The organism is Acidipila sp. EB88, assembly GCF_003858395.1.
GTDB lineage: Bacteria > Acidobacteriota > Terriglobia > Terriglobales > Acidobacteriaceae > EB88.
The window spans coordinates 3,473,077-3,488,355 of record NZ_QWEV01000005.1; the positions used below are offsets into that span (position 1 = coordinate 3,473,077).

The following is a 15,279-nucleotide window of genomic DNA, read 5'->3' on the forward strand; positions in this document are numbered from 1 at the left end:
CTTTGTATGAAGAAGAACTGTCTAAATGCGTATGAGTGGTATACACAGCTCCAGAGGCACGAACTGTTTCTCGTCAGACAAACGGCATGAAAAGTAACACGAAGATACCCTTCGAAGAAGTCCCCTCGCTGCGCCTGTAACTACGAGAGATTGCTGCCGTACGGTGGCAAGGAACGCGGACCTGGTGGGCTCAAGCTTCCAGAAGACGCCTGGCTTTGTTGATCCGGAAGCGGCTCCTGGATCGAAAGCCGTCTTGGCAGGCACCCAGCCGGAGAGACACGATTTGCGTGCTGAGCGTGCTTTGGCAGCGAGCAAGACAGCGTTCGCGGTGGCTCCTCTGCATGCGAGCCGGGAAGTGGATGTTCCCGAAGGGAGACTGAACGCCGCTCACCTTTTTTAAAGACAAAGCTGCCCTTCGCTTTGACACTCTCATGCTGCGTGATGAAACGCTGCACTCTGTCGACAGGTTTACCTAGAAAGGCACTGCTTTGAGTGTCCCGCTCATCGCAAAGCTACGGCGTGCGAATCCGAACTAACTCGCTGCTATGGCGGAGCGCCTCTTCCATCGCCTCATGAGCAATCGTCGAACCGCCTCAACCGACATGCCATACATCGCATGCGTAAGGATCTCGCTCTTCTGCTCGCGTGCGGGTTGCTGCAAGGGCGGCTCGTTGAGTCCGAGCAAGGGCAGGATCGATTCGTGCGTGCTCAAAAGGACTACTTCGCCAAAAACGATGCCGTATCCTGCCGTAACAATGGGCGCGAATTCGGCGGCTGCTCCGTACACGGCACCGATGCCAACGCTGAACGTCCAGTGAAACGCTTGGGTGGCGAGAGTCTGCAGAGGCTTGCTCAAGGAATGACCTGCAACCTTCTCGGCCAGGATCGCGGGGGGTGGCTTCTGGCCCTGCGTGCGCGGAGGATAGATGAGCTCGCCCACAAGCTTGCTGACGCCGCCCGCAACGCCGCCAAGTGCTCCGGCGAGCAGGCCAAAGGCTACAAGACGGCGGCCATGATTGAGAATTTCCATATTCTGATTCTGATGCGCGCTCCCGGGAAGAGTATGGTCAAGCGTCGCGCGCACACGCAGTAGCAGCTTTACGGCGTTCAGCGGACGTGGTCGATATCTGCCAGCAGCCTCGCACATGCCGCCACCTAACGCAAACCCGTAACGCCCTGAGATCCGTTCGTTGCGTGGGGCCAGCACCCTGCGATGCTCGAGCTTTTGAAGAGCACCGCTGTGACGAAGACAAGAAGCTTAGAAGACAAGTGCCACAACGCACATCCGACAAAAGTCGAGGAGCCGAGCAAAAAACAGCACGAATGTATCTGCTGTCCCACCTCGCATACATGCACGTCTGCGCTCGGAACGTACGCTGTTTGAAAGTTCCCAACTCACTGCGGGAACAGGTACCATCCACTCGAATGATCGCCCGCTTGTTACGGCGGCCAGCGATAGACTTCTCCTTGTGAAGGAGCACACCCATCGATGAAATCGCTCCTGCTTAGCGCGTACAACCAGTTGGAAATTGCAGAACAGCCGACACCCCCGGTCGGCCCGACCGACGTGCTGATCCGTGTGGAAGCCTGCGGCATCTGCGGCAGCGATGTGCATGGCTACGATGGATCTTCTGGCCGTCGCATTCCGCCTATCATCATGGGGCACGAAGCTGCCGGCACAGTGGCCGCTTTCGGTGCCGCGGTCCATGACCTGCAGGAGGGCGATCGCGTCACCTTTGATTCGACCGTGTTCTGTGGACGGTGCGAGTACTGCGCGAACGGCGACGTGAACCTGTGTGAGTCACGGCAGGTCGTGGGCGTTTCCTGCGGTGAGTACAGGCGCAACGGGGCATTCGCGGAATATGTCGCTGTGCCGCGCCATATTCTTCACCATCTGCCCGACGCAATCACTTTCCCGCAGGCCGCCATGCTGGAGGCCGTCTCCGTAGCCCTACATGCTGTGCGTGTTTCAGCGCTTTCCGGAGGAGAAACAGCGCTGGTCCTCGGTGCGGGGATGATTGGATTGTTGACCCTCCAGGCAGCGCATGTGGCCGGGTGTTCCCGCGTATTCATCGCGGATGTGGATGCAACTCGGCTGGAGCTGGCGCGCGCGGTAGGTGGCAACGACCTGATCCATGCGTCGGGGCAGGAGCTGGTGGCGGAAGTGCTGCGCCTGACCGGCGGTACGGGCGTCGATGTTGTGTTTGAAGCAGTGGGCAATGACGAAACGGTCTCTGCTGCCATCGATTGCACCCGCAAGGGTGGCACTGTCACGCTGATCGGCAACATCGCGAAAGCCGTGACGTTGCCACTGCAGAAGGTGGTGACACGCCAGATCCGGCTTCAGGGTTCCTGTGCGTCTGCCGGCGAGTACGCCGAGGCGATTGAGTTGATCGAGAAAGGCAAAATCACGGTAGATCCTCTGATCACCTCGGTGGCGGCACTCGAAGAGGGTCCGCGCTGGTTTGAGCGTCTGCATGCCCGTGAACCAAATCTGATGAAGGTGATCCTGAGTCCGACACATGCGTGAAAAGGAACCGTTCGATCTCACAGGGCAGGTAGCACTTGTGACCGGCACGAGCCGTGGCCTGGGACAGTATTTTGCCCGGGCGCTCGCACGCGCAGGCGCAGACCTAGTTCTTACCAGCAGGGATCGCAGCAGCCTTGCACCCTTTGAAGCCGAAATCCGGAGCATGGGTCGTCGAGCAGTTTCGCTCGAGCTCGATGTGCAGGATTTTGGCAGCATCGAGCGCATGGCGCACGCGGCACACGCTGCCTTCCCGCAGATCCACATCCTCGTCAACAATGCGGGCTGCAATGTGCGCAAGCCAGCACTGGCCGTCACCTGGGATGACTGGAACAAGGTGCTCGATACCAATCTGCGCGGGACCTTTTTCGTGGCGCAGGCCATGGCACGCAGCATGATCGAGCATGGCTATGGTCGAATCATCAACATCGGCTCCGTTACCAGCGTGTTTGGCTACGCCGGGCTTGCCCCGTATGGAGCAAGCCGCGGCGGTGTGCGCCAGCTCACCATGAGTCTCGCGGATGATTGGGGACAGCACGGTGTGACGGTGAACTGCCTGGCGCCGGGCTGGTTTCGCACGGAGCAGAACAAAGTGTTGTACGAGAACCAGGAGTGGGTTGATTACCTCGTGGACCGCATCCCGGTGAAGCGCCCGGGCGAGCCACGAGATTTGGATGGCGCGGTGGTTTTTCTCGCGTCCGAATCGAGCCGCTATGTAACCGGGCAGACGCTGTTGATCGATGGCGGTATCTCTACCGGTGCAACGCGTGCGACCACCACAAAGCCTGGCGGCAAAGCTGGATAGGAACTTGGTTCGTCAGGGCAGTGGCTTGAGGAAGCCCTCGGTGCTGAGCCAGCCAAGAAAGAGCGACGGCCACAGTGCCGCGTTGCCCACTGTCGTGCTGCGCAGTCCAAACCCATGACCAGTCTTGGCGAAGATATGCAACTCGACTGGAACGCCGACTTGTTTGAGCTGCAGGTAGAGTGCCGGCAGACGTTCGGAGATGTCCGCCCGGTCGTCTGCACCACAGGCAAGGAAAGCGGGTGGGGTGTGCGCCGACAGCGACAGGGTGGGTTCGCGAGCGATCCCAGGGTAGATCAGGCCTTGGAATGCAGGCAGCGCGTTTTCACGATCGACGGGATCGACACTGCCCACGTCTGCCACCACAGGCCGCGTGCTGATCAGGGCTGCGAGCTCTCCGCCAGCCGAAAAGCCGATGACGCCGACCCGCTGCGTGTCGATGCCCCAGCTTGCTGCGTGGCTGCGTATCAGGCGTATAGCGCGCCGCGTGTCCTCAAGCTCCGTACCATCGATCGTGTACGTGGACCCGGGCTCACGAGCAAGCCGATACTTCAGAACGAACGCCGCGATGCCGCGCTCGCTCAGCCACTCCGCTACGTTGCGGCCTTCGTGATCGATCCATATTTCGCTATGGCCACCGCCTGGAATCACCAGCACCCCGGCACCGGTCGCGGCGGCCCTGGTTGGCAGAAACGCGGTGATCGACGGCTGGTGCACCCCGGAGACAACGTGGTCTCCCTCTGGGCTGAGCCGGACATTTTCGACAGACGTTTTGCCCTCGGAGCCCGGCGCACCACCCGGCCACAGGAGCAGTACCGGTTGCTGCGCGACTGCAGCAGTGCCCGCCAGAAGGCACAGGGCAAACGTTGCCAACACTCCAAGCGCCATTGATTTCCAAAGCCGCATTTCTTTCCCTCTTCGGTAGCACAGCAATCTTCGTCCATGTGACAGCAAGTGGCGACTGACGAGAGCATCAGCTTACACTTGCGCCGTCGACTGCTGCTTAGCAAACACACTTCACTCGACCGCTCCACGCTCTGCGGCGAAGTTCAATCCAGTGGATCGTCAGCACAGCAATACTCACCGATGTGCCGCGCAGGATCGTAACCGAAGGGGAAGCCATTGAGCAATGCTGAGCACACTCTGCAACCTGCGCCGTTACAAGGCCGATGGCGCATCGCGCTGCTTCTTGGATTCGGCGTCCTCGTCAATTACTTCGACCGCGTGAACCTTTCCGTGTCGCATGCGGCACTGGTCACAACGTTTGGTATCTCGGATGTCATCTTCGGCTACCTGTCCAGCGCCTACAGCCTGACATATGCGATGTGCCAGCTGCCGGTCGGTATCCTGCTGGACCGGTTCGGCGTGCGCCGCGTCGGCATCGTCTCCACGTTTCTCTGGAGCCTTGCGTCCTTCGCCTCTGCGCTGACGCCAAGTGTGGGCGGCTTCTTCGCATCGCGCTTTCTCCTCGGCGTCGGAGAGGCGCCTACTTTCCCTGGTTACGCGAAAGCTATCGGCCTCTGGTTTCCGCCGGAAGAGCGAAGCTTCGCAACGGCGATCTTCGACGCAGCTGCCAAGTTCGCCTCGGCTATTGGCGTTCCGCTCATTGGCTTTGTGCTGCTGCAAATTGGCTGGCGCTTAAGTTTCGCGCTGACCGGCGTGGTGAGCCTCCTGTTCCTGGGGCTTTTCGCCCAGGGGTATCGCGACCCCTCGGCCGCCGTCCGGAACGCGCACGCAGATGACAGCAGTGAAGAGACGGCCTCAAGCCGCGCAATCTCCGAGCCTTTTACGGCCACTGGAGACTCTCTCGGCTCTCTGTTGAAACAACGCAAGGTTCTGGGCCTGGCGCTTGGCTTTGGCGCCTACAACTACGTGTTCTACCTGCTGCTGACATGGCTACCCAGCTACCTGTCGTCCGCGCTGCACATCGACCTTCTGCACTCGTTCCTCTACACCGGCGTGCCTTGGCTCTTTGCCACTGCGACGGACCTTTTAATCGGCGGCCTTCTGGCCGACCACCTCATTCAGCGTGGATGGAACGCGAGCCGTGTACGCAAAACCATTCTTGTGGGTGGAACCGCCTTCGGCCTCTGCATTCTTGGGGCCGTGCACACGCACAGCGCGCCTGTCGCATTGCTGTGGATCTCGATCTCAATCGGTGGCCTGGCAGCGGCCTCGCCAATTGGCTGGTCGATCCCCTCGCTCATTGCACGCCCCGAGGACGTCGGCAAAGTGGGTGGGATTGTGAATTTCTCGAACCAGGTCTCCGGCATCGCGGCCCCCATCATCACTGGTCATCTGGTGTACGCGATGCACTCTTTCGCGTGGGCGTTTCGACTATCGGCGATCTACCTCGTCATTGGCATCGCTGGATATGTCTTTCTGCTGGGCAAGATCGAGATGCCGCGCGAGCACGGCCAGCAAGGATGAGGCCGCTACTCCCCAGGTGCGACCTGATGCTCAACCCCGCCGGCTGCGTAGGCGTGCCAGTGCAATCGCGGCCTCGTTCACCGAGGCAGGTCCTTATGCCCCTGCACTGCAAACGTCGCTGCCTGGTTGCTGCCAGCTCCCGGCAGCGCGCCACCCACGCTAACGGTGTACTGCCCTTCCATCACGGAGCGGACACCCTGCGCATCCACCTCGCTCATCGCGCGAGGGTCTACGGTGAATGCAAGCTGAACCGAGGCGCCGGCCTTGAGGTGAACGCGGCGAAAGCCTGCCAGTACCAGGCGCGGCGATACCGAGGTACGGGGCTGCGCAAGGTAAAGCTCGGCGACTTCATCCCCATCTACGCGGCTGGTGTTCTTCACCACCGCCTCCACCTGTACTGGCTCGCCGGCGCTCACTTTTTCCGCCTTTATCCTGAGCCCACTATAGGTGAAGCTGCTGTAGCTTAGCCCGAAGCCGAAAGGAAACAGGGGACTGCTTGTGAGATAGCGATACGTTCGTCCCGACATGGAGTAATCCTCGAATGCCGGGAGTTGAGCAAGCGAATGGTAAAACGTCACCGGCAATCGACCGGCGGGATTGTTGGCTCCAGACAGGGTTTCGGCAATCGCATTGCCGCCTTCTTCCCCGGGGTACCACGCCTCCAGGATGGCCGCGGCATGCTCCGCAGCGAAGTTCACGGCAAGCGCGGAGCCGTTTTCGAGCACCACCACGACCGGCTTGCCCGTAGCGACCAGTGCTTTCAGCAAGTCCTCCTGCGTGTCAGGCAAGTCGATGGCGGTGCGGTCACCGCCGGCAAAGCCACTCAGCTTGATGGGCATCTCTTCGCCCTCGAGCGAGGGCGAGAGTCCAAGGCAGGCAACGATGACATTGGCCTTGCGAGCCGCGGCCACTGCTTCCTCCCGCAGCACCTGTGCAGGCGCCTGCCAAGTTAGATCGATCCCGGCGCTCCCGCTGCCGTGCAGGTACTCCAGGCGAATCGTGTGCGGCTGTACCCCATCGAGGTGGACCGCGGCATCCAGCACCGCTCCACGTTCGCCTGTCTTTCCCGCGCTGCTCTGCAGCAGCAGCTTGTCGTCGAGATATAGGCGGAAGTTCTCCGCGTTCTCACAGGCATAGCAATAGTTAATGCGGACACCGAGCCTGTAATCGCCCGCGGCGGGCGGCACAAACACGCCGCTCCAGCGTACAGAGTAATCGTTGCGCTGGAGACCTGCGACAGGCACCACCTTGTCCCAGTTGAAGTTGATATTCCGATCCGTGCGCACCAACACAGGCTGACCGCTGAAATCCTTGGCGTTGAAGTACTCGCCTTTCAACCCGAACTCCGCGCTGCCCGCCGCTGGGTGCAATGCGTTGTGTTCGATCGGCATGGCGAAGCCTTCTGCGAGGCTGGAGCCCATAGCGTAGCGGACCTGGGCTGTCGAGAAGTGCCTGCTGATGCCATCGAATGGATACACCGGGCTGGGCGGTGGACCGTTGTAGTTGCCCTGCAGCGACTGCACCAGTTCAGCCGTGGGACCCACGACGGCGATGTTGCCGATCGTTTGCTTGAGCGGTAGCACGCCATCGTTCTTCAACAGCGTCATGGCTTCGCGCGCCGCCTGGAGCGAGATCTGGCGGTGCGCGTCCGAGTTGTTTTCATTAAACGGGATGCGCCCATACGCATAGCTTGCCGGCGGGTCGAACATGCCCAACCGGAAGCGTGCGCGGAACAGGCGCTTCAGCGATATGTCCAACTCCGCTTCCGTAATGAGGTTCTGGTGTACTGCGTCGACCAGTGCCGGGAACGCCTGTCCCTTCGCGAAGCCGCACTCGAGATCCGTCCCGGCTTTCACCGAGGCCGCCGCGGCATGTGCCATGTCCGGGGCGTAGTGGTGGCCAGTGTTGACGTCTGCCACCGCAGCGCAGTCGCTGGTGACATAGCCTTCGAAGTGCCAATCGTTGCGAAGGTGCTCCTGCAGCAGCATGGCATTGGCACATGCCGGTGCGCCGTCAATGGAGTTGTAGGCGCACATCACAGATTGCGCGTGGCCCTCGGTGACGGCGGCCCGGAACGCCGGCAGGTACGTGTCCTCGAGGTCGTGGGCGGAGACATCCACGTTGGCACGATGACGCGTCGACTCAGGACCACTGTGCACGGCATAGTGCTTGGGCGTTGACACCAGCTTGAGATACTTTGGATCGTCTCCCTGCATGCCGGTCACAAAAGCAACGCCCATGCGTGCTGTGAGGAACGGATCCTCCCCGTACGTCTCCTGCCCGCGACCCCAGCGGGGATCACGAAAGATATTGATGTTGGGCGCCCAGAAGGTAAGGCCGAAAAACGCCTCATGATCGTTGTCGCGCATGGCCTGGTTGTACTTGGCGCGCGCCTCGGTAGAGATCGTTTCGCCCATCCGGTGCACCAGGGCCGTATCCCATGTGGCTGCCATGCCGATCACCTGCGGAAAGTTCGTGGCATAGCCTGCGAAAGCCACGCCATGCAGGCTTTCGTTCCACCAGTCATACCTGGGCACGCCAAGCCTGGGGATCGCAGGCGCATGATCGCGCATCTGCTCGACCTTCTCCTCCAGGGTCATCTGGCCAATTAGCGCGTCGACGCGTTGCTCCAGGGGCAGGGAAACGTCGACCCAGGGCTGGGCAGAGTTGGCAACCGGGCGGGTCTGCGCGAGGCCCGGCTGACTTGCCGGCAATTGCAGAAGCGAACCAAGCAAAAGAATAAGCAGAACACAGAGACGCGGCGTGCTGGGGGCCAAAGCAGGACTCCTTCGCGCATACAAGCGAGGCTGATCTTTGAACGCAGCAAGTATCCGCGCCGGGCGCACCTGCGTCAATCCTCAGCTAACCATGACGTCGCGGCGGAGGGGGAGCATTGTGGCCGGAAGCCCTGCAGGGGTGTGCGGTCCGGGTGGTCCGCACACGGTCGCAGGCGTTAGGAGGTGCTACTCGCTCTTAAGCGAGCTCATGTCGATGGAGAAACGGTACTTGACGTCCGACTTCACCATGCGATCCCACGCGTCGTTGATCTTCTGGATCGGGATGATCTCCACGTCGGCAGTGATGTTGTGCTCGCCGCAGAAGTCCAGCATCTCCTGGGTCTCCGCGATACCGCCGATGAGCGAGCCGGAAATGCTCTTGCGGCCGAAGATCAATCCGAAGACACCGATGGGCAGCGGAGTGTCGGGCGCACCTACCAGGCAAAGGGTGCCATCTGCAGCGAGCAACTGGACGTAAGCGTTGAGGTCATGCTCGGCGGCGACGCAGTCCAGGATGAAGTCAAAGGTGCCGGCGTGCTTGCTCATCTCCGCAGAGTCGGTCGAGATGATCACTCCGTCAGCGCCGAGCCGCAACGCGTCTTCCTTCTTCTTGGGCGAGGTCGTAAAGACAACCGTGTGCGCGCCCAGGGCGTGGGCAAACTTGACCCCCATGTGACCAAGACCGCCAAGGCCGACGACGCCGACCTTCTTGCCCTTGGTCACACCCCAGTGGCGAAGCGGCGAGTACGTGGTGATGCCGGCGCAAAGCAGGGGCGCGGTGCCAGCGAGGTCGAGATTGGCCGGGACCTTCAGGACAAAGTGCTCATCCACCACGACACTGTCGGAGTAGCCGCCGTAGGTGACCTTGCCGGTAGCCTTTTCAGGCGAGCCATAAGTCAGCACCATGTTGGGGCAAAACTGCTCAAGATCCTTCTTGCACATGGGACAGGAAAGGTCCGCGCCGACCATGCAGCCAACGCCGACGGTGTCGCCAACCTTGTGTTTGGTCACGGCCGAACCGACCTGGGTGACGCGTCCGACGATCTCGTGGCCGGGCACGGCAGGGAACACGGGCGGCATGCCGCTCCACTCATTGCGGGCGTAGTGAAGGTCGGAGTGGCAAACCCCGCAGAACAGGATTTCGATCTGTACGTCGCGCTCGCCGGGTTCGCGGCGCTGGATGGTGGTGGAGGCAAGCGGCGTGGTGGCACTGGTAGCGGCGTAAGCTTTGGCAGTTGACATGTCTTTACGCTACACGTGCAAGGTTGCTGCTGTGTATCAGGAACGCGCCGCCCTGCCACCGGTGACGCGTCGCTTGACATCCCGTGGGGATCAGTCGTTCGGGGCGTCGACCGTCCACAGGGCTTCTGTGGGGTGCTCCTGGTCCTGCAGTTCAAAGGCGAGTGACTGGTACGCAGTGGCCCCTGTGTCGGGGTCCGATGCTTTGATGACGAGCCGGTACAGGCCGGGCGCAAGGTCCTGCGTAGGCAGATCCTTGCCCATGAGCAGGTTGCCGTCCGGACTGAAGCTGCCGCGATCCACCGTCTGATCTTCTTCCTGGCGTGCCGGTGCGTTGAGCTTCCCGATGAGGTAGTGCAGGTGTAGCGGCTTGCCTCTGAGCGCAGCCGGCGTTCCGGGGGCCTCCCACAGTTGAAAGATCGCTCGCAGTGGCTTGCCCTGCATCACGATCGCGTTGTCTGAGCCAATGGGACGGAGGCGTGCCCCGGAAAAGCTGAAAGGGTCATGCGCATGGGTGCTGTTGCTGGGGGGTGCCGTGTCGGCAAAAAAGACCTGGCTCATGCCCAGCCGGTCCTCGGCGCCGGGCACCAGCACCTCGCGCACCTGGTGAAAGGCCTGCTTGGTGTCGAGGTTGGTCAGCGTGAGGTTGAGTTGATATTTGCCTGCAGGCGCGTCCATGCGACCTTCCACCCCGAAGCATTCCTTGCGGAGCGTGTCAAACTGATCCGACGGCACAAAGTCAGTCAATTGCTGGGCATGGTGGGCAATGACCTTGCCGCTGGTATCCGACAGGCTGCTGTCTACCCGGACCGAGTAGTAGTGTCGCCCACCGGTCTGTTCACCGAGGGCGAAGTCTTTGGGGTGCAGCAGCCGCAGCAGGTAGTGGATACTTGCCTGGTTTGCCCCGTCCCGGGTGGCCATGATGGAGAGACTGCTGAACTGCTCACCCAGCACAATGCGGTGCGTCACCCCCTCCAGCGCCTGGTGTCGTGCCACCACCATCTCTCGGATCTGCGGCAGGTTCCGGTAGTTGCGAATGTTGTTGAGCAATACGTCGGACTGCAGGGAGGGCGACGGGCTCTTGAGGTCGACCGGCTCGCCGGGTATCAGCGAAAGCGCAACGTGCGCTGCCTCGTCGTCGATATCGCGCTGGATCAGCTTGATTGCGACCGGATCATTGTTGATTGCATTCGTGGAGTTGATAAGCTTCTGCGGGCGGTCGCCGTAGGGCGAGTACAGTTCGTAGTCTTCCGCCGGACTCGGCTTGTAGAAAAGCAGGTAGAAATGCACCGGAACCGCGCCGGTGAGGTTCTGGTAGAACCAGATTTGAATGGGCTTGAGCTCGCGCGTTTCCAGATACTTCTGGATCTGCTGGGGTGGACCCAGCGTGATGTAGGCCATGCCGCGGTCGCTGCGCCAGCCTTCCTGCACGTTGCCATACCCGAAATGCACATTGGCATAGGAAAGGCGCTGGTAGTGCGTATCCTTGGCCTCATTGGTCGGCGCGTTCGGATCCGGGTTGCGCACCCGCCAGAAGTTCTCGATGAACCTGTCCCGGTCATCATCTGTTTTCAGTCCTTGAAACAGCTGCCGCTCATCATCCGTGATGAGGTAGTTCACCTCTTCGTTCAGCCAGTGAGCGTACACAGGCGGCAACGTGGCCGCGCAGTACCCTGTGGTGGTGCGCAGGCCGCACAGCAGCAGGATCGAAACCAGGAGACAGGATGAAGCAATGCGTTTAAGCGTAGGGACCTCGCGGACTAGTCAGGCAAAGTGGAGGCACCGGCAGCAAACCGCCAGCGCCTGTACGCCTGATTGTAAGCAGTTCGGAACGCAGGCTGGGTGCTGCCCCAGTTATACAGTTTCCCGTAACCTTCCTGCATGAATTGGAATTGTGCCGGTGGCGGGTAGGGCCCGCGCAGCATGAAAGCTTGTGCGTTGCCGCGTTTTCGCGGGGATTCCCCTAAGCCGCGGCTTTGGTCCGACACGTGCAAGGCACAAAGTTGTATCCCTCCCCCGCGTACCCTGCTGCACCGATTTGCTTGCCGTACACGCCTGACCTATCCCTAGCTTTCTGGAGCCATTGCATGAAGCGTTCTCTCCAGTACTCCTGCTGCGCTGTCACTATCGCTACCGCACTTATGTCCTCGGCCATCTCCGGGCAGGAGATTTCAAGCACCAAGGGTGGCCTCGCCGGTGAGGTCACGGACTCGAGCGGAGCGTCGATTCCCGGCGCAACCATCACCATCAAGGGTGGCGAAGGTTCGCGCACCGTAACGGCCGACGGGGCCGGCCACTGGTCTATCGGCAGCCTGACGCCCGGGCTTTACACCGTGAGCGTGCAGAAGGAAGGGTTCCAGTCTGAAGAGGCTAAGAACCTTGAAGTAGTGATCAACCGCTCCTCCAATGTGAGCCTGCAGCTCAAGCCGGGCGCTGTTGCGGAAACCGTGCAGGTGGATGCGACCAGCACCCAGATCGACACCGGCTCGACTGCCATCAGCACCAACCTGACAGAGCAGTTCTACCAGCAGGTGCCCATGGCCCGGAACGTCGGCAGCCTGTTTTCAACGGCTCCCGGCGTGGTGAACAGCGGCGGCGCGGGTACGTCCAACCCTTCGATTGGTGGCGCCAGCGGTCTCGAGAACGAGTACTTCGCCGACGGCGTGAACATCGGCGATGCCGGCTACGGTGGACTCGGCACCTACAGCCCGACCTACGGCTCGCTCGGCACCGGCATCAACCTTACCTTTATCCAGGAAGTACAGGTGAAGACCGGCGCGTTTGAGCCGAGGTATGGCCTGGGTGATGGTGGCGTCATTCAGATCGTGACCAAGTCCGGCGGAACGACCTATCACGGGGCCGTTGCTTCGTTCTTTGCGCCCGCGGGCATGAGCGCGACGCAGCGCTACGCTGACAACTACTTCAACCGCGTCAATGTACGTGGCAGGGTCTTCTCGCAGCCCCAGTACGATGCCTCGGCTGAGTTCGGCGGGTACGTCCCCGGACACTACCTGCATGACAAGCTGTTCTTCTACGGTGCATATAATCCGGCACTGAACCAGTTCAACTGGATTGCGCCAACGGCTGTGCCCGGTGATCCGCCAACGCTGTCGGTACACGGTCCGTACACAAACAACACGACCGTGAACAGCTGGGCGGGCAAGGTATCCTTCCGGCCGAGCGACAACCTGACGATCGATGCTTCTGCTTTCGGCGATCCTTCGCGTACCAACGCAGGATACGGCCCGGTCGACCAAGACACCTCGCCCTACTACCCGAACGTGAACCTTACCAACGACACTGGCTTCAGCCGGTGGAATTATGGAAGCCGCAGCGAATCGGTACACATCACGGGAACGCCTACTGCGACGTGGGATTTCGATATCGCCGCGTCCAGAAAGAACAGCCACTTTACCGAGACCGGGCTTGAGAACGTGTTCCAGGTGACGGATTACTCAGGGGCTGTGCAGACCTCGACCTACACGGCCCAAGGGCTTGGTTTTACCCAGAACCCGAACACGCGGGCCTTGAGCTTCAGCATTGATTCTGAGAAGACCGTCGGCTTCTTCGGGCAGCAGCATAGCCTGTCCGTCGGCTACAACTTTGTCCACAACATCTACGACCTGACCAAGGCTTACAGCGGTGGCAGCTTCACCTTCCCTACCGCAAACGCGGCCGGCGGTGCAGTCCTGGCCCCGCTCGCGGGCTCAACTGCGAGCGGCGGCTTTGACCTGTACGCCGTTGCTGCGGGAGACAATTGCCCGGTCCAGTACTGCCCGCTTCTGAATGGCACGCAGGTCTACCTTGACATGGATCGCGGTCTCTTCAGCAACCCGGTCGTTCCCTCCGGGATGAACTACAACGTCGTCTACGGCAATGACAACTGGTCCATCGGACATCGCGTGACTGTCAATGCCGGCATCCGCTGGGAGCAGGAGCAGCTCAGCGGTATCGCGCAGACGTATATCTTCAACGACAACTGGTCGCCCCGGCTCGGCATCAACTTCGATCCCAAGGGTGACCGCAAGTCCAAGGTCTTCTTCAACTGGGGACGCTACACGCAATCTCTGACACAGGACTCGGCAATCCGGGCGCTTGGCCAGGAAGAGGATATCTACCACGCACACTTCACGCCCCAGACAGATGGCAATGGCAACGTCCTGCTCAATGCAAACGGTACCGCCAATCCCATTGTGGATGCCGCGCATCTGATCAGCGGCATCGCTGCTGCAGGTGCGGAAGGCTCCAACATCTCGATCAGCAGTGCTGCCACGCCAGAGCTGATCCAGCCCGGAACCAAGCTCAACTTTGAAGAAGAGTATGTGGGTGGCATCGAGAAGCAGTTCAACGGCTTCGTGTTGAGCGCCCGCTACACTGACCGTCGGCTCCTGCGCGTGATTGAAGATCAGGCTGGTGCCTCCCCGGAAGGGGCTCTGAGTGGCTTTGTGCCGCAGTACTTTGCCCTTGGCAATCCCAGCGCCACCTCCGACTACTTTGTCAACGAAGTGGAGACGCCCTACACGTTCAATGCAGCACTTCCGAACAATGGGGCGCCGGCGAACTGCCCACAAAACTACAACACCGGCTATGGCAATAAGCCTTTCATGAACAGCGCTGGCCAGGTGGCAGGCCCAGGCGGTGTTTGCGGCAATAACCCCGCGACCGTAGCCCTGCCTACCCCGGATGGCAAGCCTGACGGCGAGCCTAACCCACGCCGTCACTACCAGGCAGTTGAGCTGGAAGTGAACAAGAACTTCAGCCACAACTTCCTGCTGCGTGTGAACTATCGCTGGGCCAAGCTGTTCGGCAACTACGAAGGTGCCTATCGGAACGACAATGGCCAGTCCGATCCCAGCATCAGCTCGCTGTTCGACTTCACGCAGGGCGCGCTCGGTATGCTGGGTGACCAGTACACGCCCGGCTACCTGAACACGGATCGCCGCCAGGTGGGTAACCTGTTCGGGTCGTACGTGGTACCGAGTGGCTTTGCGAAGAAGCTGACTGCAGGTGCTGCGTTCCGGGCGAGCTCCGGCCAGCCGATCACCAACTTTGGCGCTCACCCCGTCTACACCGATCCGGGAGAGATTCCTCTTGGAGTTCGTGGCTCGCTGGGTCGCAATGCCTCCAACTACCAACTCGACCTGCACACGGATTATCCCGTGGCCCTTGGTGAAAATCGCGCGATCAAGCTGACGTTCGACACCTTCAACGTGACCAACTCGCGCTCACTGACCGCTGTGGATCAGGACAGTGCTCAGGCGTATGGAGTGCCGAACCAGGACTACCTGAAGCCACTCGGATTCCAGCGTGCCTTCTACGGACGCGGTTCGATCCGGTTCGAGTTCTAGAAACTGCGCTTGACTGAAACCTCAGGCATACGCACAGAACAGGGCGGGGGATCAGTTCCCCGCCTTTCTCTTTGCCCGGAAATCAGGTCCACGCCACATGCCAATCTTCCGCCCTGCGCACAGCTCCTAACCCACTACGATTCGGAGAAAGGCCGT

At 60.8% G+C, this 15,279-nt stretch carries 9 protein-coding genes; 4 read left to right on the forward strand and 5 right to left on the reverse strand.

The features are described 5' to 3' along the window. Positions 1-532: 532 nt before the first annotated feature. Positions 533-1,147 carry a DUF1440 domain-containing protein gene (locus tag D1Y84_RS19010; RefSeq protein WP_124849358.1) on the reverse strand — a complete coding sequence of 205 codons (615 nt, stop codon included), beginning with the start codon at positions 1,145-1,147 and terminating at the stop codon, positions 533-535. Positions 1,148-1,489: 342 nt separating this feature from the next. Between D1Y84_RS19010 and D1Y84_RS14695 the strand changes: the two genes are divergently transcribed. After that, positions 1,490-2,530 carry a zinc-binding dehydrogenase gene (locus D1Y84_RS14695; protein ID WP_124849359.1) on the forward strand — a complete coding sequence of 347 codons (1,041 nt, stop codon included), beginning with the start codon at positions 1,490-1,492 and terminating at the stop codon, positions 2,528-2,530. Beyond that, entirely contained in the window at positions 2,523-3,332 is an 810-nt protein-coding gene (locus tag D1Y84_RS14700; protein ID WP_124849360.1) for an SDR family NAD(P)-dependent oxidoreductase, read from the forward strand. Before D1Y84_RS14695 ends, D1Y84_RS14700 begins: the two co-directional genes overlap by 8 nt. 12 nt (positions 3,333-3,344) lie before the next feature. Here the strand turns inward: D1Y84_RS14700 and D1Y84_RS14705 are convergent, their stop codons facing one another. Then, positions 3,345-4,217 (reverse strand): alpha/beta hydrolase, encoded by an 873-nt coding sequence (locus tag D1Y84_RS14705; RefSeq protein WP_233581442.1) that lies wholly within the window; start codon positions 4,215-4,217, stop codon positions 3,345-3,347. 234 nt (positions 4,218-4,451) lie between these two features. Here D1Y84_RS14705 and D1Y84_RS14710 point away from each other — a divergent pair, with 234 nt between their 5' ends. Continuing rightward, positions 4,452-5,759: an MFS transporter gene (locus D1Y84_RS14710; RefSeq protein WP_124849362.1), complete on the forward strand. Its 1,308-nt coding sequence runs from the start codon at positions 4,452-4,454 to the stop codon at positions 5,757-5,759. A 77-nt stretch (positions 5,760-5,836) separates the two neighbouring features. Here the strand turns inward: D1Y84_RS14710 and D1Y84_RS14715 are convergent, their stop codons facing one another. From D1Y84_RS14715 to D1Y84_RS14725, 3 genes are all read right to left on the reverse strand, one after another. Beyond that, positions 5,837-8,536 carry a glycoside hydrolase family 3 C-terminal domain-containing protein gene (locus D1Y84_RS14715; RefSeq protein ID WP_233581443.1) on the reverse strand — a complete coding sequence of 900 codons (2,700 nt, stop codon included), beginning with the start codon at positions 8,534-8,536 and terminating at the stop codon, positions 5,837-5,839. Between the two features lie 186 nt (positions 8,537-8,722). Then, positions 8,723-9,778, reverse strand: a complete 1,056-nt coding sequence (locus D1Y84_RS14720; protein WP_124849363.1) for an NAD(P)-dependent alcohol dehydrogenase — start codon at positions 9,776-9,778, stop codon at positions 8,723-8,725. Positions 9,779-9,868: 90 nt separating this feature from the next. Continuing rightward, entirely contained in the window at positions 9,869-11,422 is a 1,554-nt protein-coding gene (locus tag D1Y84_RS14725) for a GWxTD domain-containing protein (RefSeq protein WP_233581585.1), read from the reverse strand. 440 nt (positions 11,423-11,862) lie between these two features. Here D1Y84_RS14725 and D1Y84_RS14730 point away from each other — a divergent pair, with 440 nt between their 5' ends. Further along, positions 11,863-15,123: a carboxypeptidase regulatory-like domain-containing protein gene (locus tag D1Y84_RS14730; protein ID WP_124849365.1), complete on the forward strand. Its 3,261-nt coding sequence runs from the start codon at positions 11,863-11,865 to the stop codon at positions 15,121-15,123. Positions 15,124-15,279 lie beyond the last annotated feature (156 nt).